This window comes from Bradyrhizobium hereditatis, from assembly GCF_020329435.1.
Taxonomy (GTDB): Bacteria; Pseudomonadota; Alphaproteobacteria; order Rhizobiales; family Xanthobacteraceae; genus Bradyrhizobium; species Bradyrhizobium hereditatis.
In genome coordinates, this window is sequence record NZ_JAGKJK010000035.1 from 1 (window position 1) to 23,708 (window position 23,708).

Consider the following 23,708-nt stretch of genomic DNA (forward strand, 5'->3'; position numbering starts at 1 on the left):
ACCAAGAGCCCAACAAGATGACCTTACGCCGTCAAACGGCGGAGCATCCGTTCGGGACCATAAAGGCCTGGATGGGGGCGACGCACTTCCTGATGCGAAGACAGCACAAGGTTGCGACCGAGATGGCGCTCAATGTGCTCGCCTACAATCTAAAACGTGTAATAGCCATTCTGGGCTGCCGAACACTGCTGGAAGCGATGCAGACGTAAAGGATTTTGCACTGGAGCCAACTCCAGATCCGGTCCCAGACCTCTCGACCTGCCACTCGACAAAAGGGTTATCACACAGCCTGGGCCAACAGCTGACAAGCGTATCCCTTTGCCCACAATCGGCTTTCGAATGAGGCGTGCTGCCGCTCGCCATCTATGACGCGGTCGCACAGGCAGACGGGGGACCCGTCTGCCGCGGCCCATGCTCCTACTGTGCCGGCTGCACCAAGGGCTTGCCCTTCTCGACAACAAAGACAACCATCACCTTGACCGGATTGCTGCCCGCCGAGCCCTCGTTGTGGATCGCGCTATGAGGCAGTTGGAACGACTCGCCGACCTTGTAAATCTTCTCCGGCTGGCCATCGACGAGATACCAGAATTCGCCTTCTGTCACGTAGGCGAGCAACGGGCCTGGATGAGAATGTCGTCCCGACTTGAAGCCGCCAGCCAATTCGGTGATGCCGAACACAACTTCATAGTTTGAATCCGGCACATCTACCTTCCCGAGCGGCGTCCGTTTGACTGGCGATGGCTGTACTGGCGATGGCTGTACTGGCGCTTGCTGTGCATGGGCAAAGCCGCCGAGTAACGCGACTATCACCGAACTGACGAGCAGAGACTGCTTGAGCATGGGACTCTCCTTTTAAAAAGGCCCCGGCACCGGACGTCGCTGCCCTTGTGGTGCCGCGACCGTCGAAGTATCCTATATCATCCATATTGGATACAATCAATATCATTTTGGATTTAATATTGAAATCCCAACCTAAATATCGATGCAAGAGAACACGAGGAGGATCCGAAACTTGAGTGCCCAAGAGCCAGACGGTACAAATTTGCTGTCAGTCGCAACCTTGTCGGCGTCCATGGCCACATCAGCAGAACAACTCGTCGGCAGTCTCGCCGACCGTATTTCCGCAAAGATTGTCGCGGGCGAGTATCCGCCGGGAAGCCGCTTGCGTCAGGAAGCGCTCGCCGAGGAATTTTCGGTCAGCCGCACCCCCATCCGCGAAGCGTTGCGGCAGCTTGAGGTGAAGGGTGTGATTCAACACCGGCCGAACCAGGGCGCAATCGTGCTCGCACCGAATGCGCGGGACATCCGAGATGCCTATCAAGTTCGGGCCGAACTCGAAGGGCTCGCCATATCGTTGGCGGTCGAATGGATTACGGACGAACAGATTGAGCGCATGCGCCGCGCTCAGAAACGATTTGCCGAAATCGTGGACAAGCTGATCGCGGCCCGGAAGTCAAACGCGAAAACTCATCTTAAAGACGTTCCGAACTGGGTCGAATCGAACGATGAATTCCATGGTGTCGTCATTGAGGCCAGCGGAAATAGACGGCTGAAACAGGTGATCCAGGATTTGCATCTTGGTTTCACCAGAAACATCATGCTCTCGGCCCTGACGATGGACGGACGGCGCATGCGCGAAAATGTGTCTCAGCATGAGGCGATCCTGAGCGCGATCAGCCGACATGATGCGATCGAGGCGCGCAAGGTGATGACACACCATATTCTGCGCTCGGGGGAACTGGCCGTGTGGTGGCTCGAAAGCCAGGGCCGATTGGGCGACTCCGGGCGATAGTCGTTCGTCGTCGGGCACGTCAGGATCTCTTCGTTGATCCCGAGTCGAAGCTGATCATGGTGCATACGGCGATGCGTAAGTGGCCGGTCGGGGATCCGAAATCGCCCGAAGTCGTGGCCTTGTGGTATGCGGTCGTGGCGCAATACGGGCATCGTTAGCTCCGCAGGCAGCACGTCTGTTCCGGGTCAAAAGGCGCCGTTCGGAAGATCGTTCGACGGCTTCCGGTTTGCCCCGACAAGCCGACAATCGCAGAGCCAGATCGGACTTCGCTTTCGGGCCAACAACGGACTCATGCACTGCAGCAGGACGTTCTTTTTTCGGCTTCGCTTTAGAGGCGATGGCCGCCGCAGGCGGCGTGCAATGATCGGCACTTCAAGCCCTGCCAAGAAGGATGAGTGGGAGGACTGTTGCCAATCTGCTCACCAATCTGGCGCTCGATCCGTTTGGAAGGATCCCCGAATTCAAGTTCTGCGCCGTGCGCGCGAAGCCAGTGGGAATTAGGACGGCGGCGGAGCAGGCGACGGCCGGGATCAATCTCCTCGGACCGTGTCAGTTGGCGAAAGGCGCCTGCGGCGCGATCTTGTTCTGCGCGATGATGGCTTCGGCGCGCGCGAGATTTTCCAGCAGGCGCTGGCTGGTCAAGACAAGGAAGTAATAGCCAAACTGCGGGTTTTGGAAGTAGATCTCGAGCAGCTTTTCATAGCTGATAGTCAGGACGCGGCCATCCTCGATACATTCGATCGTCGCGGTCCGGCGGTTGTCGGGCGTGAGGAAACCAAGCTCGCCCATCAAACGCCCCGGCGGAAGTTCGACGTTGATTTCGATGACCCGGAATTTGCCGGTAACGGTCAGCAGCATTTCGTTGGCTGCGTCACCCTTCTTCATCAAGATATCGCCCTTGCGATACTTTCGGTCGGTCATGAACGGCTTGAGCCACTCCATTGACATGTCGCCCTGTGTTGCGGTGCGCGCCTTCTTCACGAGCGCGAGCATTTGACGGAGACGGTAGGCATTGATGGGAATCATCAGGAGATAAAGAAGAAAGATCGTGACGGCTCCGGTGAGCGCACCGAAGATGGCGAAGAATGCGCAACCGATCATGTTCGCGACCCGCAGCGGCACCATCGTGTGCGTCAGCAATGTGGCGACAAAGAAGATCGCGCCGACCAGGGCGAACATATTGGGAAGCGTGATGTTGTGCAGAAAGATTTCCAGCAGGCGGTTGAAGATGGCGTCCCAGGTCACGTTGTTCGGATCGAGACCCATTTGGACCAGAATCTTCGCGAACCTGAGGTTTTCGGTTGCTGCATCGAGAATGCGGTCCAGCATGATGGACATATCTCCTTTGGAGCCGGTGAGGGCAGCTTACCGGAAGACGCTTTATCGCACGCAGCAAACTTGGCCGCCCGACTTCCGAGACGGGTCACAACCGGTAAGGCTCGGAAGGAGCATATGATTTCTGCTTCGCTTCGAACACCAGACATTCGGACACCGAGCCCGTAAACGACCCTACAGGTGGCAAATCATGGATGCACTGGCGAGCAAGCCGGCCGTGGAAACATGGCCGGTGGACCGTTTACGGCCCTATGAGCGCAATTCGCGCCGGCACTCGTCCGAGCAAATCGAGCAGATCGCGGCGTCGATCCGGCAATGGGGTAGGACAATGCCTATATTGGCGGCCGACGACGGCATAGTTTTAGCCGGTCACGGCCGATTGGCGGCCGGTAAATTGCTCGGAATGACTGATGTTCCGGTCATCGTGGCGCGCGGATGGACGAATCAGCAAAAGCGTGTCTACGTCATCGCCGATAATCGGCTCACCGATGCGAGCGATTGGGATGACGAGATGCTGCGGCTCGAATTGGCCGACCTCGTGGAGGGCGGCTTCGAGATCGCGCTGACCGGAATAACCGAGGACGAGCTATCGCGGCTGTCGGTTGGCGTCGGCGAGCTAGAGCATATGCCGGAATTGGCGGATGGCGATCGGTCGCCTTTTCGGGACATGACATTCATTCCTATGGCGAGCAGTGGGACATCGTTGAGCGCGCCATCGCTAGGGCGACTAAGCCGCGCGATCCGGACAATCCCAATCGATCGCCGCAAGGCAATGCGCTCGCCGCGATGCGCCGAATATCTAGAGCGCGTCTCATAAATCGAATTTGATTGGTGCGGCTTACTCGATGTCCGCTTTGCCCCGATACCGACCAAACACCGGAGCGCAGCGAAATGACGCGATGGGCCAGAAGCCGACTTTACGCACCGATGATGGGCGCGGCCAGCCACCGGGGCCTACTTAACTTGTGCTCTCAGCGCGGTCCATAGAGCAAACAGCTCAGCGGTCTCGGGCTGGCCACCGCCGAGCGCGGTCTGCACGAGAACAAGCTTCAGGTCCGGATCGACAAAGACAAATTGTCCGCGAAGGCCTCGCAGCGCAAAACGTCTGGTATCTGCGGAATACCAGATTTGATAGCCGTACTTCTGCAGCGGTGAGTCGGTCGGAACCGCATCCGCGGCCGACGCTGTGAGCCAGTCCTCGGGCACGACGGTCTTGCCCTGCCAGTTGCCGCGATTGGCCAGCATCAGGCCCAGCCGCGCCCAGTCGCGCAGCACCGCATTGACATAGGCAAACGTGATTTCCTGCCCCGTCGCATCGATTATCCATGTCGCATCGGCTTCCGCCCCCAGCGGTTGCCAGAGCTTCTCGGTGGCATAGCCGGACACCGTTCGCTTGGTGGCGGCCGCAAGTACAAGGCCGAGCACCAGCGATTCAGCCGACGAATAGGAGAAGCGCACGCCGGGCGCGCTGCGACGGGTGTTGAACTGCTTCAGCGCAGCGAGGCTGCCGGGAGAGCCCGGCTCAATCGTCAGACGGGCCAGCTTGTTGATATCGCTGGATCGGTCGCCGTATTCTTCCGAGAAGGCGACGCCTGACGTCATCAGCAGCAGGGCCTTGATGGGCGTGCGGCCATATTCGGTGTCCTTCAGGCCGGGGACATAGCTTTCCGCGAGGTCGTCGACCGACTGGATAGCGCCCTCCTTCACGGCGATCCCGATTAGCAGCGAAAGCACGGTCTTCGCCATCGAGAAGGATGCCAGGCGATCCGTATCGGTGCGACCGTATTGGTAACGCTCGACCAGAATCGTGTTGTCTTTCGCGATCAGGAGGCCCGTGACCGGCTGACGATTGAGGTAGTCGTCCAGTGTCAGCTCGAGCCCGGCGAGGCCATAGCGAATGACGGGCTCGCTCGCTGCGCGCGCCAGCGGGACCGATTGTTTTGGGGCAGTAATGGTGTGCGCAGGAAACAGCGTGTCGTAGCGGCTCAGCGCACCGACGCGGCAGCGCATTTGGTCAACATAGTCAATTCCCTTGCAACTCGGATATCCTTCCTTCTGGCCGAATTCGTCCGCATTCGGCCCGTCCGCACGAAAGCGGGGGCCAGCGGCTTGTGACGCCGGTGCGGCTTGCGCGAAGGCTCGATGCGGATTCAGTGTGAGCGCATCCAGCATGAAAAGGAATGAAGCTGCGCAGGCGACGCAAAAGAGTCGTGTGAAGCCGCGTCCGGTCATTGAGAAGGCACCCAAGTTGTTGCAGCTACCTTGATCCTAGTTGACCATGATGCACCAGCCAATGTCCGCTTGGGGTCAAAAGGCGCCGATCGGAAGGTCGTTCGGCTGCTTCCGGTTTACCCCGATAAGCCGACGTTCAAAGGTCCACACCGGACTTCGCTTTCGGGCCAGACGCGGAAGTCCGTCACACTCTTCTTCCTCCGCTAAGGCTACGCTTAGACCCGGCCAAATCCAGTGTTGGTGCATCGGCTCAACATCTACTTGGAGCGCTGGGCATCGAGGATATCCAAGACCGGGCACTCCGGCGCCGTAGTGCCGGTGCATTGGGCGACGGTTTTCGTCAGCAAGCGTTCGAGCTTGCGGAGGTCATTGATCTTGGCGCGGATGTCATCGAGGTGGTGCACGGCAATCTCCCGGACTTCGCGGCAAGAGGCCTTTTCAGGGCCGCCGAGCCGCAGCAAGGCGCGAACCTCGTCCAGCGAAAACCCCAATTCGCGCGCGCGCCGCACGAAGGCGAGGATGCGCCGTTCCATTGGACCGTACACGCGACGGCCGTTCTCAGCGCGCGAGGGGACGGGCAGTACCTTGATTTTTTCATAGTAGCGAATGGTCTCGATGTTCACTCCGGTAAGTTGTGACAGCTTGCCGATAGTGAGCCGGTCCGCTCGCGTAGCCGTGATCGCATCCATGGAAAACTCCTTGATCCTGTAGCCGCTACAGGATTTAGCCTCACCGGCATGACAATCAAGCAAGACCCTATCGTCGGCGATTCTGGGCAGGGAACGATGATGATGGCCGCCGGCGGCCTATTGGGCGCACTTGCTGCCTCGTCGTGCTGCATCCTGCCCGTGGTTCTGTTCAGCCTCGGGATCAGCGGCGCCTGGATCGGCAATTTCACCCAGCTCGCGCCCTACCAACCGTACTTTCTCGCGGCGACCGCGGTCTTTCTCGGAACCGGCTATTGGCTGGTCCATCGCGCTTCGAAACGTGCCTGCATCGGGGGAGAGGCCTGCACCCGCCCTTTGCCTAACCGGCTGGTCAAGATCGTGCTTGTCGTGGCGACAGTCCTGGTAGTTGCTGCCCTCGGTTTTGATGTCTTGGCACCAGTGTTTCTCAACTCCTGAATGGAAGAGTCTCCATGAACAAGCTCATGATTTCCACTGCATTCGCGCTTGGCTTGTTTGCGTCTTCCGCCGCGTTGGCCGCCGAGAAGACCATTACACTTGCCGTGCAGAACATGTATTGCGCGGCGTGTCCTCATACGGTGAAAGCAAGCCTTGAAGCGGTGCCGGGCGTGACCAAAGTCGCCGTGTCCTACAAGGACAAGACGGCAATTGTAACTTTCGATGATGCGAAAACTGGCGTGGATGCGCTGACCACCGCCAGCACTAACGCGGTCTATCCCTCCGCTCCCAAAGGTTAGCGCGGCGATCCAAAAGACCGCACGGGATGATCACCGGCGCAGGCCTGTGCGGAGGTGACGCATGGATACGTATGATCTCATCGTGATTGGTACCGGAACCGCGGCTCAGGTGGCCGCGAGCGTCATCCGCAAGGCAGGGCGCTCCGTGGCGGTCATCGACCATCGCCCATTCGGCGGCACCTGCGCCCTACGCGGCTGTGATCCCAAGAAGATGCTAGTCAGCGGGGCCGAGGCTATCGACCTCGCGCGCCGCATGCGAAGTCACGGCGTGAGCGGGGACCTGCACATCGATTGGAAAGACCTGATCTCCTTCAAACGGAGCTTCACTGATCCGGTGCCGAGAAGGCGCGAGGAAGATTTTGCCAAGCATGGCATCGATGCCTTTCACGGCTTGGCCCGCTTCATCGGCCCCGATCGCGTCGCAGCGGGTGATCACATTCTCCGAGGCCGTCACGTGCTGATTGCAACCGGAGCACGACCTGCTGTTCTCGGTTTCCCCGGCGCAGGACACCTTATCACCAGCGACACCTTCATGGAGCTTGAGCGGCTGCCCGGTCGCATCGTGATGGTGGGCGGTGGTTACATTGCCGCCGAATTCTCGCATTTGGCGACGCGCGCCGGGGCCCAAGTCACCGTGCTGCAGCGCGCGGCCCGGATGCTGCTGGCTTTCGACGCCGACGTGGTTGGTTGGCTGATGGAGAAGTTTGCCGAAATCGGCGTGGACGTACGCACTGGAAATGCGGTGACTGCGATCGAACGGAGTAGCGATGAGTACCGCGTGCATGTGCAGACGCCAGACGGCGAAGCGATCGTGACCGGCGATCTCGTGGTGCATGCCGCAGGCCGTGTACCGGACATCACCGAGCTAGATCTGTCAGCCGCGAATGTTGCCGTCGCGGGCGGGAGACTTCAACTAAACGATTTTCTGCAGAGCGTCTCGAACCCGATCGTCTATGCAGCGGGAGACGCCGCGGCGAAGGGGCCGCCGCTGACGCCAGTGTCGAGCCATGATGCCAAAGTCGCCGCTGGCAATATCTTGGAAGGCAATCGCCATAAGCCGGACTATCGTGGAGTGCCAAGCGTTGCCTTCACATTGCCGCCGGCCGCAGCCGTGGGGCTTTCCGAAAGCGCCGCCCGTGCGCAAACCTTGAAGTTGCGGATAAAGTCCGCGCGGGTGCCCTACTGGTACACGGCCCGCCGCGTTGCCGAGCCCGTTTACGGGTACAAGACGCTCGTCGATGAGGATAGCGGGCGCATTATTGGCGCGCATCTCGTCGGACCGTATGCCGACGAAGTCATAAATCTGTTCGCTCTTGCGATTCGGCACGATCTCAGCGTCCGTGACCTCAAATCGACGATCTTCGGTTATCCTACCGGAGCCTCAGATATCGGCTACATGCTTTAGGAAACGCCATGATCCTGGGATCCGTCATCACCTGCCCGCACTGCGCCACTGCGAAATCGGAGACCATGCCGACCGATGCCTGCCAGTTCTTTTATGAATGCACCGGTTGCGGGGAGAGGCTGCGGCCGAAAGCAGGCGATTGTTGCGTGTTCTGCTCCTACGGCTCTGTGCCGTGTCCGCCCATCCAGGCCGAGCGCTCAGGCGGGTCCGGCGCGGCTGGTTGCTGCGGAGGGTAAGTGAATCACGCTGGACGAAGCTGTCCTGATACGCCGGCCAGCCTCGCTCCAGCATCTCATTTGCGAAAAGGAGCACATCAATGCGCACCAATCCCGCATCTGCAAATCTCTCCGATCGGCTGGTCGCCAGCGTCGCACAAGCCGCAAGCGCGCGCACCACGCCCGGGCTTTACCGAGCACTGCTGCGGCTCCTCTCCCATGGAGAGCCTGTCACCATCGCCGATCTCGCGGCGGCCGCAGAACACGCCTCCGATGACGTCCAACGCGCTGTGGCTAGCTGGAACGATACCGAGTACGACCAGCAAGGTCGGATTATTGGCTGGGGCCTCACCCTGCGTCCCACTCCGCACAGGTTCAACGTCGACGGGAAACAGTTGTATACGTGGTGTGCCCTGGACACCCTGTTCTTCCCCGCCGTTATTGGTCGTCCGGCCCGTATCGAATCTCCCTGCGCGGCTACCGGCACTCCCATAAGACTTACAGTCGATCCGACGGCCGGCGTCAGCGCGCTCGACCCGTCCACTGCGGTCGTCTCGATTGTCACGCCGGAACAGATGAGCTCGATCCGCACCGCCTTCTGCAATCCGGGCCGCTTCTTTGCCACGCCCGATGCAGCGCGCGACTGGCAATACAAATATCCAGGAATGGAAGTGCTAAGCGCGGTCGATGCCCACCGAGCGAGCCGCCCCCTCAGCGAGATGCTTCTCGATGGCAGCGCTCCGCCTCTTCAACACGGTTTGAGCCGGAAATCGCTGGAGGTCTGAGTTGGGTCAAACTCGACAAAGCTCAAAGTGAGCATAATGCGTCCGCTTTCGGGCACATCAGGAGCCGTCAGCTATCTCGCGTTCGTCCAACTTGCATCAAACAGGCCGTGGCTGCGCGTTAATGAGTCCACGTCCTAGCAAACCCAGCCGCGGCAATGATCCCATCGTGCCGATGATTTGCAAGACGCGTCAAATTGCTTCGGAAATCGGCGGGCTACGCCGGCCGTTGCCGGCTACTTTGCATGGGGTTGTTTTCGATATTTTGTTTGGGCGTTCAACGAAGCATCAGGCCGTACCTGATCTCATGCTCTAGTAGAGCCGCGTTCGGATGAACCGGAGCCGAGCACTGGAAACTCATTCCTCCGGCTCGGTCGTGAACAGCAGCGGATAGCCTTTGGCGCGGCCCGCGTCGGTAGCGCGTGTCGCCTTGGTCTCCGCGACGTCCTTGGTGAACACGGCGACGACGCAGACGCCGCGCCGGTGCGCGGTGATCATCACCTTGTGCGCCTCGTCCTCGCTCATGCGGAACTCGGCTTTGAGCACGGTGACGACAAATTCGCGCGGCGTGTAGTCGTCATTGAGCAGGATCACCTTGTGCAGGCGCGGCCGCTCGGTCTTGGTCTTGACCTTGGTTTTTGGCGTGACGACGGTATCGGCCATGTCCGGTAGAGCCTCGCAGCGAACGAACCCCGGTCGGCGGCTGCCGTCAGTTCTTGCGGCACGCCGCCAGACGCTCCGCCATGCCCTGGTCGCCCGGGCTGACGGCCGTCTCGATCAGTTTACAGGCTCCGGGCGGGTCCTGAAACTGGGCGTTTGCCGACAGGTTCAGCTCGATCAGGGCCCTCATCGCGCCGGGTTCATCCAGTTCCGCATCCGGCCGTGCCGCTTCAGGCTGCGCGGTGCCGGACTGCAGCGTCGGACAGGCGAACAAATCCGTGGTGGGAACCGGCTGTGGGCGACAAGCGATCCTAACCCGAATGTGAAGGACAAATGATTTCAGCGCTTTGCGTCCGACATTTTGCATGTCACCATCACTGTCGTTCGACGGGAGGGCCGCAATGCGCTGGTATGTCTCGATCGGGGTCGTTCTTCTAGCCGGCGTACTTGCCGGCGACGTGCCGGGTTTTGCCGCGCCGAACCGGGCGGCCCACCAGCCCGGCGCCGAGAGCCGCCAATTGGCCGATAAGGACGGAAATCCAACGGTCGACGTCGAACTCGTCCTGGCCGTCGACGTCTCCTATTCCATGGACATGGATGAACTTGCGTTGCAGCGGGAAGGCTACGCGCAGGCCATCGTCTCCAAGGAGTTCCTGCAGGCGCTGAAGAGCGGCCCGAATGGCAGGATCGCGATTACCTATTTCGAATGGGCGGCTTCCACCGACCAGAAGATCATCATACCGTGGCGCCTGATCGACGGGCCCGAGACGGCGGATGCCGTCGCCAACGAAATCGTCAAAACACCGATCCGCCGGGCGTCGCGCACATCGATCTCGGGGGCGATCAACTTCGCGCTGCCGCTCTTCGACGAGAGCCCGCATCGCGGTCTGCGGCGCGTGATCGATATTTCCGGCGACGGTCCCAACAACAATGGCATGCCGGTGACGCTCGCGCGCGATGCTGCGGTGGAAAAAGGTATCATCATCAACGGCCTGCCGATCATGGTGAAGGAGCCGTCTTACTCCACCATGGATATCGACAATCTCGACTACTATTACGAGGATTGCGTCATCGGCGGCCCCGGCGCGTTCGTCGTGACGATCAAGGACCGCGACAAGTTCAAGGAAGCGATCCGCACCAAGCTGCTGCTGGAAGTCGCCGGCCGCACGCCCGAACGCCCCGTCGTGCCGGCTGCCGGCAAGGAGCCGCGCGTCAACTGCATGATCGGCGAGAAGATCTGGCAGGATAGGTGGGGGAGGTGAGGGACTTCAGGCGAGGTTAGATGCCGACATCTCCCCGATGTCATGCTCCAACGAACGCAATGTGTGTATTGCCGCCTCGTGCTGTCCGGATCCGATCGATCGCCAGAGATCGGCGACCCGGCTCGTCAAGCTCTGAATCGTCACGGGAAAACTGGCAGCCGCAGCCAACGCGCCTTTCTCGTTGATGAGATATTGCCCGTTGAGGGCAAACAGAACCTGTCCAAGGCAAGCCAGTGCACGGTAGGCGCAGCCGGCAATATGGGTGCTGTCACCACGCGGCAGGGCCGTCTCGGCATTCTCGATGCTGAACAAAATTTCCCACTGAAAGCGCCGGATCAGGGCATCGCGCATCGCGCGCGGGTAGGGAGAAGTGCTCACCTTCAATGCCGCAATCACACCATCAGGATCGTGCAGCGGACGGCACTGCGCGACCTCGCCCATCCATATCGCGGAGCAAAAGCCATGCGGATGGCCGGGCTGGTAATACATGCCGATGTCGCCGCTCCGGCACGCTTCGATCGTCTCCGTGACTTTATCGATGCTCCGGTAGAGCAGGTCGACCTTGCGTCCGCCGATCACGAGCCACGCGCCGCCGACGATCCATGGCCCCCATTCGCCGACGGGTGTCACGCGGGTGGCACCCGGCTCGTCGACGATGGCTTTCACCACCTCGTGGAGGCGATCGGTATCCAAACTGGCGCCGTCAGCATAGTAGAGGCCGATGTCATAGTCGGATGCGTCGTGCCCGGTTCCGCGCGCCCGCGATCCGCCGAGCACGATGGCGGCAATGCCGGGGACATCGGCGAGAAGGGGAGTGATGCGCGTGAGGAGCGGATCGGGTGACATGACGAACTGCAAGGGACCGGCGGCTACTATATCGAACGGCGTTGCGCCTCGCGATAGCCGTATTGCCGGGCCTCAGCGCCTGAACCGCGCCACCAATTCCACATGGGGCGTGTGGCGGAACTGGTCGACCGGCGTGACGCCGTCGATCTTATAGCCACCGCCAACCAGAATCTTGGCATCCCGCGCGAAGGTCGCAGCATTGCAGGACACAGCGACCACCGTCGGTACCTTGCTCGCGGCGAGCTGTGTCGCTTGCGCCTGCGCGCCCTGTCGCGGAGGATCGAACATGACGGTGTCGTAGTCGCGCAATTCCTGCGGCATCAAGGGGCGCCGGAACAGGTCACGCGTCTCGGCCTTGATGGGCTTCAGTCCGGGGGTAGATGTTGCGGCCTTTTGCAAGGCTGTGACCGCGCCGGCGTCGTTGTCGAAGGCGGCGACCTTCGCCCTCGAGGCCAGGCGCAGCGCGAAAGGGCCGACACCGCAAAACAGATCGGCGATATTCTTGCTGCGCTTGCAATGGTCTGAGACCAGCGCGGCCAGCGCCTCCTCGCCTGCTACTGTGGCCTGCAGGAACGAACCGGGCGGCAGCACGACCTTCGCGGCGCCCATGGCGACGATCGGCGGCTTTCGCATCAGGACCAGTTCGCCGTGGCGCGTCAGCCGCGCCAGGCGGTGCTGTCCGGCGATCCGCGACAGGTGCGTGATCATCGCAGTCGACAATGGCCCTGAGCCGCGCACATCGATATCGAGCCCGCTATCGGTCGCCGTGATCTGAATGTCGAGCGGCTTGCCCATTACGATCAGCGGCTCGGCGATGGCCCAGGCCGCCTCGATTGCGCCGCTCAATTGCGGGTCGAGGATCGGGCAGCGGTCGATCGGAATGATGTCGTGTGAGCCGGCCGCCGCATAGCCGACCTTAAGCACGTCATGCGTTCCCATCCGCGCGTGCAGGGTGATGCGCCGGCGGCCCGCGCCATGCGCATCGACCAGCGGCGCTACATCGCATTCGATTCCCGCCTGTGCCAGCGTGGTCACCACGAGCTCGCGCTTCCAGGCACGATAAGGCTCGGCATCCCAGTGCTGGATCGCGCAGCCGCCGCAAACGCCGAAATGCGGACAGAACGGCGCGATCCGCGCCGGGCTCGCGACCTCGACCTTGAGCAGTCTTCGGCGGTCGGGATGGTGGCCAGGCGCCGGGCCGGCTTCGATGGTTTCGCCGCCCAGCGTATAGGGCACATAGATGTTGCCGCCGCTGATAATGGCGACGCCGTCGCCGTGATGGCCGACATGGTCGATAACGAGGCGCTCGCCGTCACCCACGCCGCGCGCCCATGAAGAATTCGATATTGCCATCGCCACCGGTGATCGACGACGGAAACACCTCGATATTGGTGCAGCCGAGCGAGGCGGCGAAAGCCGAGATGTCGTCGCAGATTTCCTGATGCACCATCGCGTTGCGGATGATGCCGTGCTTGGAATGCTTCCGCTCCGCCTCGAATTGCGGCTTGATCAGCGCGAGCAGCTGCGTGGGGGCCGCCGCAAGTGAGAGCGCTACCGGCAGCACCGCCTTCAAGGAAATGAAACTGACGTCGATGACGACGACATCGGGACGCGCCGGCAGCCGCGTTCCCTCCAGTTTGCGGATGTCGGTCTCTTCCATCGACACGACGCGGGGATGGATGCGCAGCGAAGGATGCAACTGGCCGTGGCCGACATCGATGGCGAAGACGAGATTCGCACCGTTCGCCAGCAGCACCTCGGTAAAGCCGCCGGTGGAAGCGCCGACGTCGAGGCAGATGTGCCCCTCGATATCGATCGGATATTGCTCCAGCGCGCCAGCGAGCTTGATGCCGCCGCGGGAGACGTAGGGGTGCGCGGGTTGCGCGGACAATTCGGCATTGGCGGCAACCATCTCGGAGGCCTTCGACACGGGCCGGCCGTCGGCCGTCACGCCGCCGGCGTCGATCGCGGCGCGGGCACGGGCGCGGCTTTCGAACAGGCCGCGCTCGACCAAGAGCACGTCCACGCGCTTGCGGGCAGAAATCTCGCTGTCGTTCTTGTCAGCCAATCTCAGTCCGATGTGCCGGTGGCGCGATCCGCCGCGAGCGCGACGCAGGCCTCGAACGAGGCGAGATCGTGCCAGATATCTTGAGGCCGCTGCCGCGGCGTCACCAGTCTAGCACCATGCAGGTCGAGCGTGTGGATCATCATGAGATTATCCGGCAGGCCGAAATCCTCGACCGTCAGTCCATCATCGTCGACCAGATGGCCACCGGCGGCCTTGGTCACCGCAAAGGATCGCGCGACCCGCTCGGTGTAGAGGTCGGGATCGTTGCTGTAGGCGAAGCAGAGCTTGCCGCGGCCGGCCATGTAGCCGAGTTCATAGACGGTGCCGGCGTCGGCACTGGGGCCGCGAAATGGCGTCAGGTTGGCGATGATCGCGTCCGCCGCTTCCATCATCGCTTCGTTGCCCTTGAAGATGGCGAGCGAGGCGTCGGCGGCCGCGAGGTCGATTGCGTTGTCGAGCGGATAAAGCCCGACCAGCCCATAACGGGCGCAGATCGCGGCCTTCCGGCGCCCGATCTCGACGGCGTCCGGCAGGAACACGTCGGGACCTGCCAGATAGATCTTCATGGGAGTACCGGCGAAAGCGCCAAACCTTCGGTTCCGATCGGCTCAGAACCGAAGGGGAGGATATATCAGGCCAGCTTGACCGACTCGGTCTTGTAGTCCTTGCCGAGCGCATCGAACACTTTGGCAACGATACCCTTGGCATCTAAGCCGGCGCGGGCATACATCGCGGTCGGCGTATCGTGGTCGATGAACTCGTCGGGCAGGATCATGGCGCGCATGCGCAGGCCGCCGTCAAGCATGCCGTGGTCGGACAGCGTCTGCATGACATGCGAACCGAAGCCGCCGATCGAGCCTTCCTCGATGGTGAGCAGGACCTCATGGTCGCGCGCCAGCTTCAGCAAGAGATCGACGTCGAGCGGCTTCATGAAGCGGGCGTCGGCGATGGTGGTGGAGAGGCCGTGGGCGGCGAGTTCGTCCGCGGCCTTCTCGCATTCGGCCAGACGCGTGCCGAAGGAGAACAGGGCCACCTTGTTGCCCTGGCGGATGATGCGGCCCTTGCCGATCTCGAGGGGAATGCCGACCTCGGGCATTTCGACGCCGCGGCCTTCACCGCGCGGATAACGCACCGCGCTCGGCCGGTCGTTGATCGCCACTTGCGTCGCGACCATGTGCACCAATTCGGCCTCATCGGAAGCCGCCATGATCACCATGTTGGGCAGACAGCCGAGATAGGCATTGTCGAAGGAGCCGGCATGGGTCGCGCCGTCGGCGCCGACCAGGCCGGCGCGGTCGATGGCGAAGCGCACCGGGAGGCTCTGGATCGCGACGTCATGGACCACCTGGTCGTAGCCACGCTGCAGGAAGGTCGAATAGATCGCACAGAACGGCTTGTAGCCTTCGGTGGCCAGGCCCGCGGCAAACGTCACTGCATGCTGCTCGGCGATGCCGACGTCGAAGGTGCGGTCGGGGAACGCCTTGTTGAAGATGTCGACGCCGGTGCCCGAGGGCATCGCCGCGGTAATGGCGACGATCTTGTCGTCCTTCTCGGCTTCCTTGACGAGGCTCTGGCCGAACACGTTCTGATAGGCCGGCGCGTTCGGCTTTGCCTTGGCCTGGGCGCCGGTGGCGACGTCGAATTTGACCACTGCATGGTACTTATCGGCGGAAGCTTCCGCCGGACCGTAGCCCTTGCCCTTCTGCGTCACGACGTGGACCAGGATCGGTCCGGTCTCCATGTCGCGGACGTTCTTCAGAACGGGCAGGAGGTGATCGAGGTTATGGCCGTCGATCGGTCCGACATAATAGAAGCCGAGTTCCTCGAACAGCGTGCCGCCGTCCATCATGAAGCCGCGGGAGTATTCCTCGACGCGGTTGGCGCGGTTGGCGAGGATCTTCGGCAGCCGCTTGTTGATCTGCTTGGCCGCCTCGCGCAGCGTGCGGTAGGTCTTGCCGGAATAGAGCCGCGACAGATACGCGCTCATCGCACCGACTGGCGGGGCGATCGACATGTCGTTGTCATTGAGGATGACGATCAGGCGCGAATTCATCGCACCGGCGTTGTTCATGGCCTCATAGGCCATGCCGGCAGACATCGCACCGTCGCCGATCACGGCGATCACGTTGTTCTTGCCGCCGGACAGGTCACGCGCCACGGCCATGCCGAGGCCGGCCGAAATCGAGGTCGAGGAGTGCGCGGCCCCGAACGGATCGTAGTCGCTCTCGCTACGCTTGGTGAAACCGGAGAGGCCGCCGCCGGTGCGCAGCGTGCGGATGCGGTCGCGCCGGCCGGTCAGGATCTTGTGCGGATAGGCCTGGTGGCCGACGTCCCAGATCAGGCGGTCGCGGGGCGTGTCAAAAATATAATGAATCGCGGTGGTCAGTTCCACGACGCCGAGGCCGGCGCCGAAGTGGCCGCCGGTCACCGACACGGCGTCGATGGTTTCCTGGCGGAGCTCATCGGCGACTTGCCGCACCTGCTCGATCTTGAGCTTGCGAAGGTCGTCGGGCGTGCGAATGGTGTCCAGAAGCGGCGTTTTACTAAATGTGGTCACAGCGATATTCCAATTTTGCATGTCAAGGCGATCGGCCCGACGGCGAGATGGGATGCGCGTTAACCGCGCCGTGAGAATCCAGACCCGGCTGCCACCCCGGCAGGCCGGTACCTGGTTTGAAAGCTTAGATGCATTACAGTTCGACCCCTGTGATATGCATCACGTTAGTAGCTTCTGACCCTTCCCGGTTCATTTCTTCAGCTATTTGAAGTGCTTGCCGCCGTACGAAACCGGCCCCAAGCTGCTCTCCCCAGCCCATAGAACCCCAAGCTTTACACCAAAGCCGCCGCCAAAGCCAACCCGGAGCGCCGATTCGGTTCCGGGGCGGGGCCGGAAAAAGCCAAGTTCTTCAACCGCTGCGGCGGACGGATGGTTCCCGTTTGCTCAAATCGGCAGCACTTTCGCCCGCCATTGTGGCGGTTTCGATACGCTGCCAGGCCCGATCCCGCACGGCGGAATCGCCGGTTGCGACCTCCAGGGCGGCGTCGGGGAGGGCCATGCGGGCGCTGAGCGGGACCGGGCCGCACACGATCATGAAGAAGTCGTAGGCATTGGGCAGTTCGTTGGCCATCACGAACTGGAAATGCACCCGGAAGAACTGCCAGCGAAACTTGTGGTAGTGCTCGGGCCGGATGATGTCGCGGAAGCGGACCGGCACGATCTTCGGATTGCGCCTTAAGGCGCCGACATCGATGCCGTGGCTCGTGATTGGATCGAACTGGTAGAAGTTCATCACGTCTTTGCGGGCCTGGCAGTCGATCCAGTCGATCGACGGCTCGATGGCGAGCTGCCGCAGATGGTCGCGGAACTGCTTCGACACCGCGTGATAGCCGACGATCGGGAAATTACCGCCGATGGTCAGAAGCACGATCCGCGGACCGTGACGGCCGAGCGCGGGATCCAGCTTCAGCGCGCGCGCCAGCATTTCCGTGCTCAGGAACGAGCCCGAGCTATGGCCGACGATGACGATTTCATCGGCGTCGGTGCTTTTTGCTGTCTTGACGAGATGCTGCGCGAAGCGGTCGATGCGCTCATCCCATTCCGGCCGCTCGCGATGCGAGAATTCCCAGGTCCAGATCGTGTCGCACAGGAGATAGAGCACGTAAGTGGCGTTCTCGGTATATTTCAGCATGGCCCCGAGCAGCGCCACAAAGATGGGAATCGCGATTGCGATGCTGAACATGTCGGGAATGCCGATGGCGTTCAGGCCTTTCTCGAACACGAATGCAATGCCCGCGGCGCCGACGGCCTCCAGCAGCAGCATCAGATGCGGATAGGTGATGAAGGTCGCGAATCGCCAGTTCGCCTTGCCGAAGCGGGCGATGGTGCCGGCGAAGACGAGGCGCCAGTAGATCCATACCGCGCTTAACACCGTGCGCCAGATCGGCGAGGCGAGGTCCTGCTGGATGAAATCCTCAAACCGGAGGAAATCGTAGGAGGTGCGGGTTTGCCAATCCTCCGCCTTGGTATCGATGGTCCAGGATGCGATCTCGTCGTCAGGGGCGACCTTGGGCCGGCTGATGGTGGCCTGGAGCTGATAAAGCCGGCCGAACTTGCGCAGTTCGGTCCGGAACATGCGGTAATATTGCGCCAGCCCGCGCGGATCGTAACCCTGAATATAGATGATATGGCGGTGCTGGACGCGCACGTACTGTCCCCGGGGTGATGGGTGACTATAACAGGCCGGGCAGGGGGCCAAGAACTAAATCGGGAACTAAATCGGCCAACCAAATCGACTGGCTATCGCGCCTTTCACGGAAGGCGAGCGCCGAATCGGCCCGATGTTGCCTCGATTACGCCAGACGAGCCCCGCACGGGGCGGCCTTCCGCCGCTTCGGCATCACTGCACGTCGAGCGGCTCGGTCCCGGTGACCTGGCCGCTGGCATCGGTGGTGATCTTGTCGACGCGGGCCTCGGCCTGCCGCAGCAGTTCTTCGCAGCGTCGCTTGAGCGCCTCGCCGCGCTCGTAGATCGCGACCGATTCCTCCAGAGGCACCTTGCCGTCCTCGAGCCGTTTCACAATGGATTCAAGCTCCTCCATCGCGCGCTCGAAGGAGAGTTTTTTGACGTCCACTTGGTTGTTTTCGGCCATATCGAGTTCCCGGATATGCCCCCGGTCGAGAGCAAAGCAAGCAAGATTTTGCGCTGTGGCGAGGATTAGGCGCCCATCAACGCGGTGACATGGGCTGCAACCGACTCTTTGAGCCCTTGCAGGTCGTAGCCGCCCTCCAGCACCGAGACAACCCGCCCTTGCGCGCTGGTCTCGGCCACATCCATCAGCTTGCGCGTGACCCAGCCGAAATCGTCCGCCTTCAGGTTGATCGAGGCGAGGGGGTCGCGATAATGCGCGTCGAAGCCGGCGGAGATGATCACCAGTTCAGGCGAGAATTTCTGCAATTGCGGCAGGATCAGGTTTTCGAACGCGGCGCGAAACTTGGCGCTGCCGTCTTCGGAAGCCAGCGGCGCGTTGACGATGGTGTCGTGCTCGCCGCGCTCGCCGCTGGCACCGGTGCCCGGGAACAGCGGCATTTGGTGCGTCGAGCAATACATTACCGTCGGATCGTGCCAGAAGATGTCCTGCGTGCCGTTGCCGTGGTGGACGTCGAAATCGATGATTGCGGCGCGGCCGATGCCGTATTGGCGCTGGGCGTGGCGCGCGGCGATGGCGACATTGTCGAAGAAGCAGAAACCCATTGGCTTCGAGACCTCGGCATGGTGACCGGGCGGGCGCACCGCGACGAACGCATTCTGGTGGGCGCCAGACATCACCGCATCGGTCGCCGCTACCGCGCCGCCGACGCCGCGCATCACCGCTTCCCAGGTGCCCGGCGACATCGAGGTGTCGCCGTCGATATAGATCATCCCGCTCTGCGGCGCGATGTGGCGGAGCTCGCCGATATAATGCTCGCCGTGGCACAGCGTGACCGAATCGAGGCTGCCTTCCGGCGCTTCGCCCCGCACGAGCGGCTTGAAGCGTTCTTCGCCCAGCGCTTCGGCCACGGCACGCAGCCGGTCGGGACGTTCCGGATGCCCCGGAGGCGTGACATGGTCGAGACAGGCGGTATGAGTCAGAAGCAGCGTCATGCGAAATCCTGGCGTAAAAGCCCGCCGGCAAGAAGCGGCTAATCTAGGCGGTTAGGGGCCGCTCCGAAAGGCCCACCGCAGAGCTCAAGGCAATGACGGCTTTTCTGCGAGGTTTCCGCGTCCCGGACGCAGTGCAGCGTCTCCCCGGCGATGCGAAGCATCGTCCGGTGACGATGCACTGCAGAGCCGGGATCCAGTAACGTGTGGACCCCGATCAGCAGCGAATCACGCCGCAATAGGCGCGCTGCGCAGCATCCGACTAGCGCAACGATGCGTTGCGCTAGTTGATCCGGACGATGCGATCGGCGGCGGTCGGGCCAATCGGGCTGTTGGCCTGGAAATAGGCGTGCAGCGCGTCGACGTCGTAAACGCCAATCAGCGGAGAGGTTCCCCCGGTGAGCACGGTAAAGCCGTCGCCGCCGACGAACAGGAAATTGTTGACGGTGACGCGATAGCTCGCGGCGGGATCGATCGGTTGTCCGTTCAGGGACATCCGCTCGGCCAGCACGCGTTCGCCGTCAGGTTTGCCGTTGTCCCACGCGTAGGAGAAACCCCTGGATACCTGCAGGATCCTCGGCCGCTTCGGATCGAGCCATTGCTGCTCCAGCATGTCCTTGATCTGCTTGCCGGTCAGCGTCAGCGTCACCAGCTGATTGCGGAACGGCTGGCTGGCGAAGAGATCGGCATAGGTCACGGCGCCGTCTTCCTTGCGCGTAATATCGGTGCGCACGCCGCCGGGATTGGTGAAGGCGATCACCGCGCCGCCTTTATCCTCGGCGCTGGTCGCAGCGAGCTGCGCATCGGCTATGATGTCGCCGAGCGGGCTTTCGCCAGCGGCATTCGGCATGCGCGACAGCGTCGCCGTCACCGATCCCGCGGGGCGGTTGGCGATCGGCGCGGCGACCCGGTCATAGGCTTCCAGTAGTGCAGTCTGTTGCGGGTCTTTTGCCAGCACGGCGGTGCGGACAATGTTGTTATTGGCCTTCGCGCTGATGATGTCGCGCGTGGCGGGATCGAGCTTGAGGTCGATCGCTGTGACCAGCGTGCCGTATTTGTCGCCTGAGGTGACGAGCCTTCCATCGATCTCACAGACATAGGCGCGATGGGTGTGGCCGGAGACCACGAGGTCGACCGCCTTGTCGAATTTTTTGACGATGTCGACGATCGGCCCGGATATTCCGGGACATTCGTTGTAATCACCGGTCGGCAAGCCGCCTTCGTGTATCAGCACGACAATCGCCTCGACGCCGCGCGCCTTCAATTCCGGGATCAGCGCGTTGACCGTCTCGGCCTCGTCACGGAATTCGAGGGTCGCAACGCCGACCGGCGAGACCAGGCCAGGAGTGCCCTTCAGCGTCAGGCCGATAAAGGCGACGGGGATGCCGTCGAACTCCCTGATGTCATAGGCGGGAAACACCGTCTTGCCGGTCGACTTCTCGAATGTGCTGGCGGCAAGATAGCGAAACTTTGCACCGGTGAACGGCTGCGGCCCCTGGCATTTGTCGAGAGGATGGCAACCGCCATTCTGCATCCGCAACAGCTCGTCCTTGCCTTCGTCGAATTCGTGGTTGCCGACGGAGGAAATATTCAGGCCCATCATCGATAGCGCTTCGATTGTCGGCTCGTCATGAAACAGCGCCGACAGAAACGGGCTGGCGCCGATCAGGTCGCCGGCTGCGACGAAGATCGTGTTCTTCTGTCCGTCGCGAAGCTCGCGCACCAGCGTCGCCATATGTTCGGCGCCACCGGCTTGGACAGTAATTTTCTTCGTCTTGTCCTCGGGATCGGTGATCGTGATGCCGCCCGGGGGCGGGCGAAGGTAGCCATGAAAATCGTTGATCGCGAGGATGCGCAGGTCGACCGGCGCCGGCGTTTGCGCGCGGGGTGGCGCGGTGAGGGCCGCCATGATCGCCAATGCAAGGATAGGACGGAAGAGAACTTTCATGGATTTCGACATTGGTGGGTGGTGGCCTGATATTTACCCCGTCATTGCGAGCGAAGCGAAGCAATCCATGGTGCCGCAAGCCGAGCGATGGGTTGCTTCGCTGCGCTCGCAATGACGGTGGAGCTAGAAGCAGGCGGCGAAGTGCCGCTGGTCAATCATCCGGCCACATCCTACATGATCCGGCAAGAGGCCCAACTATCCCAGGTAATTGTCTAAGGGATGTGACTTTTGAGGATAACGCAATGCAGCTAGGCGGAATTCATCACCTGACCGCGATCTCCGCGAAGCCGCGGGAGAATTTGGCCTTTTACACCGGCCTGCTCGGCATGCGGCTGGTCAAGAAGACGGTCAACCAGGACGACGTCAGCGCCTATCACCTGTTCTATGCGGACGGCAAAGCCAATCCCGGCACCGATCTCACCTTCTTCGATTTCCCTGTTGCCCCGGAGCGACGCGGAACCAATTCGATCTCGCGCACCGGCCTGCGCGTGAACGGCGAGAAGACCTTGGGCTACTGGCGCGATCGCCTGAGAAATGCCGGCGTGGAAGCACGCGACGTCGTCGAGGTCGACGGCCGGCTCACGCTGCCGTTCGAGGATGGCGAGGGGCAGCGGCTGGTGCTGATCGACGACGGCGGCCGAGGCGTGGCCTCACCCTGGGAGCGCAGCCCGGTGCCCTCAGAGCACCAGATCCGCGGGCTCGGCCCGATCGTGCTGACCGTGCACGACCTGTCGCGCACCGCGTTCGTGCTGACTGACGTCATGAACATGCGCCGCGTGCGTGATTATGCAGCGCATGGGGCGCACATCCATGTCTTCGAGATGGGCGAGGGCGGGCTTGCCGCCGAACTTCACGTGATCGAGGACAAGAATTCACCGCCCGCGCGGCAGGGCGCCGGTGGCGTACACCACGTCGCGTTCCGCACGCCCGACGAGGCGCAGTATCACGCCTGGACGCAGCGCCTGAACGAGCTTCGGATTCCCAACAGCGGCGAGATCGACCGCTTCTATTTCCACAGCCTCTATTTCCGCGAGCCCAACGGCATCCTGTTCGAAATCGCCACCGACGGCCCGGGGTTTGCGACGGATGAGCCGATGGAGACACTCGGCGAGAAACTAGCGCTGCCGCCGTTCCTCGAGTCGCGAAGGGCAGCGATCGAGGCGGGGCTGAAGCCGATTTCGTAGACACGGCTTCGCAGGATGGGTAGAGCGTCCCCATCCGCAGTAGCTCAACGAGCAAAGGCGGAAGCGAACCCATCGCCATAATTCCGCGCCGCCTATCGTGGCGTACGGACGTGTATAGTAGTATTGATCCATACACATCACATACGGACATACGGCGCGCTGCCCATGCGCACCAATATCGAGATCGACGACGCGCTGATGGCGGAAGCGCAGAAAGCCTCCGGACAGCAAACCAAGAAGCAGACGGTGGAGCAGGCACTTCGCTTGATGATCCGGCTGCGAAGGCAGCAGGAAGTTGGCGCCGCGTTCGGCAAGTATCGCTGGCGCGCAACCTCGCCTGGAGCCGCAAGGGCGAGGGACCGGGTAATCGTCGTCGACAGCAGCGGACACATCAGTTGAGTGCACTGGCACCGCAATTTTCTAGCCTCGCCGAACTTCGCGCCAATATTCAAAACATCAGCACTAGATCGAGCGCAGCCGACTAGAGGCGGATGACACAACGTAAGCCAATAGCGACGCTAAGGGCGAGTTGGGCGATGGGTCACAAGCGGCGGTCGAAGGATCGCTGATGCGAAGTCCGGACTGCCCTCAATATCAGACCAGCCACAAGCGACGAAGTTGGTCGGCTTGGGGCCCAGGCTGTGTGAAAACGCTCTGTTTGCTGTGATTCGCGCGATAAGATTCCCTGCGATTTGCGGGGCATCCGATGAAACGCTTTGTTGAAGGGTTAGATCGCGGGCAGAGCACCCTGTTTCCGGCGTCGCTCGATGACTATGTGACCAAGGATAATCCGGTGCGAGCGGTCGACGTGTTCGTCGACAGTCTTGATCTCGACAAGCTGGGGTTCATCGGTGTTCAGCCACTCGACACTGGCCGCCCCAGCTATCACCCCCGCACTATGCTCAAGCTCTACATCTA

At 61.7% G+C, this 23,708-nt stretch carries 27 protein-coding genes; 12 read left to right on the top strand and 15 right to left on the bottom strand.

Annotated elements, in window-relative coordinates; translation table 11 throughout:
- On the top strand, nucleotides 1–209 hold a 209-nt coding region (locus J6524_RS36345), incomplete at its 5' end, for a transposase (protein ID WP_225678663.1).
- 208 nt (nucleotides 210–417) lie between these two features.
- On the opposite strand, the gene J6524_RS36350 is transcribed toward J6524_RS36345, so the two are convergent.
- On the bottom strand, nucleotides 418–840 hold the full coding sequence (locus J6524_RS36350; RefSeq protein ID WP_225678664.1) for a cupin domain-containing protein: 423 nt from the start codon (nucleotides 838–840) through the stop codon (nucleotides 418–420).
- Nucleotides 841–1,072: 232 nt separating this feature from the next.
- Here J6524_RS36350 and J6524_RS36355 point away from each other — a divergent pair, with 232 nt between their 5' ends.
- On the top strand, nucleotides 1,073–1,792 hold the full coding sequence (locus J6524_RS36355) for a GntR family transcriptional regulator (RefSeq protein WP_225678665.1): 720 nt from the start codon (nucleotides 1,073–1,075) through the stop codon (nucleotides 1,790–1,792).
- Between the two features lie 549 nt (nucleotides 1,793–2,341).
- Here J6524_RS36355 and J6524_RS36360 read toward each other — a convergent pair.
- Entirely contained in the window at nucleotides 2,342–3,130 is a 789-nt protein-coding gene (locus J6524_RS36360; protein WP_312002542.1) for a Crp/Fnr family transcriptional regulator, read from the bottom strand.
- Between the two features lie 187 nt (nucleotides 3,131–3,317).
- Here J6524_RS36360 and J6524_RS36365 point away from each other — a divergent pair, with 187 nt between their 5' ends.
- Entirely contained in the window at nucleotides 3,318–3,944 is a 627-nt protein-coding gene (locus J6524_RS36365) for a ParB/Srx family N-terminal domain-containing protein (RefSeq protein ID WP_225678667.1), read from the top strand.
- Nucleotides 3,945–4,081: 137 nt separating this feature from the next.
- Here the strand turns inward: J6524_RS36365 and J6524_RS36370 are convergent, their stop codons facing one another.
- Together J6524_RS36370 and J6524_RS36375 are read right to left on the bottom strand one after the other, a co-directional pair.
- Entirely contained in the window at nucleotides 4,082–5,137 is a 1,056-nt protein-coding gene (locus J6524_RS36370) for a serine hydrolase domain-containing protein (RefSeq protein WP_225678668.1), read from the bottom strand.
- Nucleotides 5,138–5,616: 479 nt separating this feature from the next.
- Nucleotides 5,617–6,048 (bottom strand): MerR family transcriptional regulator, encoded by a 432-nt coding sequence (locus J6524_RS36375; RefSeq protein ID WP_225678669.1) that lies wholly within the window; start codon nucleotides 6,046–6,048, stop codon nucleotides 5,617–5,619.
- Between the two features lie 48 nt (nucleotides 6,049–6,096).
- Between J6524_RS36375 and J6524_RS36380 the strand changes: the two genes are divergently transcribed.
- From J6524_RS36380 to merB, 5 genes are all read left to right on the top strand, one after another.
- Complete coding sequence (locus tag J6524_RS36380) at nucleotides 6,097–6,483, top strand: mercuric transporter MerT family protein (protein ID WP_225678670.1); 387 nt, start codon at nucleotides 6,097–6,099, stop codon at nucleotides 6,481–6,483.
- 14 nt (nucleotides 6,484–6,497) lie between these two features.
- Nucleotides 6,498–6,782, top strand: a complete 285-nt coding sequence (gene merP, locus J6524_RS36385) for a mercury resistance system periplasmic binding protein MerP (protein WP_225678671.1) — start codon at nucleotides 6,498–6,500, stop codon at nucleotides 6,780–6,782.
- 61 nt (nucleotides 6,783–6,843) lie between these two features.
- Entirely contained in the window at nucleotides 6,844–8,187 is a 1,344-nt protein-coding gene (locus J6524_RS36390) for a dihydrolipoyl dehydrogenase family protein (protein ID WP_225678672.1), read from the top strand.
- 8 nt (nucleotides 8,188–8,195) lie between these two features.
- The gene (locus J6524_RS36395; RefSeq protein ID WP_225678673.1) at nucleotides 8,196–8,423 is read left to right on the top strand and encodes a GDCCVxC domain-containing (seleno)protein; all 228 of its coding nucleotides are present in this window, start codon (nucleotides 8,196–8,198) and stop codon (nucleotides 8,421–8,423) included.
- An 80-nt stretch (nucleotides 8,424–8,503) separates the two neighbouring features.
- Nucleotides 8,504–9,187: an organomercurial lyase MerB gene (merB, locus tag J6524_RS36400; protein ID WP_225678674.1), complete on the top strand. Its 684-nt coding sequence runs from the start codon at nucleotides 8,504–8,506 to the stop codon at nucleotides 9,185–9,187.
- A 354-nt stretch (nucleotides 9,188–9,541) separates the two neighbouring features.
- On the opposite strand, the gene clpS is transcribed toward merB, so the two are convergent.
- Complete coding sequence (clpS, locus tag J6524_RS36405; protein ID WP_225678675.1) at nucleotides 9,542–9,847, bottom strand: ATP-dependent Clp protease adapter ClpS; 306 nt, start codon at nucleotides 9,845–9,847, stop codon at nucleotides 9,542–9,544.
- Between the two features lie 46 nt (nucleotides 9,848–9,893).
- Nucleotides 9,894–10,118, bottom strand: coding sequence for a hypothetical protein (locus J6524_RS36410; protein WP_225678676.1), 225 nt, complete (start codon nucleotides 10,116–10,118; stop codon nucleotides 9,894–9,896).
- 127 nt (nucleotides 10,119–10,245) lie between these two features.
- Between J6524_RS36410 and J6524_RS36415 the strand changes: the two genes are divergently transcribed.
- Nucleotides 10,246–11,106 carry a DUF1194 domain-containing protein gene (locus tag J6524_RS36415; RefSeq protein ID WP_225678677.1) on the top strand — a complete coding sequence of 287 codons (861 nt, stop codon included), beginning with the start codon at nucleotides 10,246–10,248 and terminating at the stop codon, nucleotides 11,104–11,106.
- Nucleotides 11,107–11,112: 6 nt separating this feature from the next.
- Here the strand turns inward: J6524_RS36415 and J6524_RS36420 are convergent, their stop codons facing one another.
- The 9 genes from J6524_RS36420 to J6524_RS36460 all read right to left on the bottom strand — a co-directional run bounded on the left by J6524_RS36420 (nucleotide 11,113) and on the right by J6524_RS36460 (nucleotide 21,606).
- Nucleotides 11,113–11,952: a nucleotidyltransferase domain-containing protein gene (locus tag J6524_RS36420; RefSeq protein ID WP_225678678.1), complete on the bottom strand. Its 840-nt coding sequence runs from the start codon at nucleotides 11,950–11,952 to the stop codon at nucleotides 11,113–11,115.
- Between the two features lie 72 nt (nucleotides 11,953–12,024).
- The gene (locus J6524_RS36425; RefSeq protein WP_225678679.1) at nucleotides 12,025–13,272 is read right to left on the bottom strand and encodes a class I SAM-dependent RNA methyltransferase; all 1,248 of its coding nucleotides are present in this window, start codon (nucleotides 13,270–13,272) and stop codon (nucleotides 12,025–12,027) included.
- Nucleotides 13,265–13,996, bottom strand: coding sequence for a TlyA family RNA methyltransferase (locus J6524_RS36430; protein ID WP_376712128.1), 732 nt, complete (start codon nucleotides 13,994–13,996; stop codon nucleotides 13,265–13,267). Before J6524_RS36430 ends, J6524_RS36425 begins: the two co-directional genes overlap by 8 nt.
- 26 nt (nucleotides 13,997–14,022) lie before the next feature.
- The gene (locus J6524_RS36435) at nucleotides 14,023–14,586 is read right to left on the bottom strand and encodes a nucleoside 2-deoxyribosyltransferase (protein WP_225678681.1); all 564 of its coding nucleotides are present in this window, start codon (nucleotides 14,584–14,586) and stop codon (nucleotides 14,023–14,025) included.
- 65 nt (nucleotides 14,587–14,651) lie between these two features.
- Nucleotides 14,652–16,598, bottom strand: a complete 1,947-nt coding sequence (dxs, locus tag J6524_RS36440) for a 1-deoxy-D-xylulose-5-phosphate synthase (RefSeq protein ID WP_225678682.1) — start codon at nucleotides 16,596–16,598, stop codon at nucleotides 14,652–14,654.
- A 328-nt stretch (nucleotides 16,599–16,926) separates the two neighbouring features.
- Nucleotides 16,927–18,225 (bottom strand): hypothetical protein, encoded by a 1,299-nt coding sequence (locus tag J6524_RS36445; protein WP_225678683.1) that lies wholly within the window; start codon nucleotides 18,223–18,225, stop codon nucleotides 16,927–16,929.
- A 192-nt stretch (nucleotides 18,226–18,417) separates the two neighbouring features.
- On the bottom strand, nucleotides 18,418–18,669 hold the full coding sequence (locus J6524_RS36450; RefSeq protein WP_225678684.1) for an exodeoxyribonuclease VII small subunit: 252 nt from the start codon (nucleotides 18,667–18,669) through the stop codon (nucleotides 18,418–18,420).
- A gap of 65 nt (nucleotides 18,670–18,734) precedes the next feature.
- Complete coding sequence (locus J6524_RS36455) at nucleotides 18,735–19,661, bottom strand: histone deacetylase family protein (protein WP_225678685.1); 927 nt, start codon at nucleotides 19,659–19,661, stop codon at nucleotides 18,735–18,737.
- 280 nt (nucleotides 19,662–19,941) lie between these two features.
- Complete coding sequence (locus J6524_RS36460) at nucleotides 19,942–21,606, bottom strand: bifunctional metallophosphatase/5'-nucleotidase (protein ID WP_225678686.1); 1,665 nt, start codon at nucleotides 21,604–21,606, stop codon at nucleotides 19,942–19,944.
- Nucleotides 21,607–21,848: 242 nt separating this feature from the next.
- Between J6524_RS36460 and J6524_RS36465 the strand changes: the two genes are divergently transcribed.
- The 3 genes from J6524_RS36465 to J6524_RS36475 form a co-directional block, all read left to right on the top strand.
- Nucleotides 21,849–22,790 carry a ring-cleaving dioxygenase gene (locus J6524_RS36465; RefSeq protein WP_225678687.1) on the top strand — a complete coding sequence of 314 codons (942 nt, stop codon included), beginning with the start codon at nucleotides 21,849–21,851 and terminating at the stop codon, nucleotides 22,788–22,790.
- Between the two features lie 165 nt (nucleotides 22,791–22,955).
- Nucleotides 22,956–23,189 (top strand): type II toxin-antitoxin system VapB family antitoxin, encoded by a 234-nt coding sequence (locus tag J6524_RS36470; RefSeq protein WP_225678688.1) that lies wholly within the window; start codon nucleotides 22,956–22,958, stop codon nucleotides 23,187–23,189.
- 307 nt (nucleotides 23,190–23,496) lie between these two features.
- The coding region (locus J6524_RS36475; protein WP_512699573.1) for a transposase at nucleotides 23,497–23,708 on the top strand (212 nt) is incomplete at its 3' end.